At 48.5% G+C, this 403-nt stretch carries 1 protein-coding gene; it reads right to left on the reverse strand.

The annotated features are described in order from the left end of the window. The coding region (locus tag KP705_RS18560; RefSeq protein ID WP_215765372.1) for a hypothetical protein at positions 1-403 on the reverse strand (403 nt) is incomplete at both ends.

Genomic DNA, 403 nt, shown 5'->3' on the forward strand with positions numbered 1-403 from the left:
CTGCCAATGCGTTCAAGATGTTTAAACACATCAACCTTGTTCCCACTGTTGCGACGAAGAAGCTCATAAAAACCTATCCGAGAAGATGACTCACACCCATTCTCAGACGGTCCTGCATCAAAAATCTCTCCGCGTGATTCCTTCGCTTCCTTAACCTCTGGAACGTATTCTAAACCACCAGCAGGAAGCCTGAAGCGTCGCCTGTCTTCCTGTTCMGAACGACACGCAAAACGCAGATTCTCATCAGCAGAATAATCCCGAGCTATAAGCCCAAGGTGCTTGCAGTCAGCAGATATCAGCCAGCAGATATCATCAACAGACCACCCCAGATGGAACACATGCCCAAGCCATGAACGAGGATAATACCCCCCATCATATGACTGAGCTTTGATGACCCTTTGGG

It is taken from the genome of Gluconobacter sp. P1D12_c, assembly GCF_018812105.1.
GTDB lineage: Bacteria > Pseudomonadota > Alphaproteobacteria > Acetobacterales > Acetobacteraceae > Gluconobacter > Gluconobacter oxydans_A.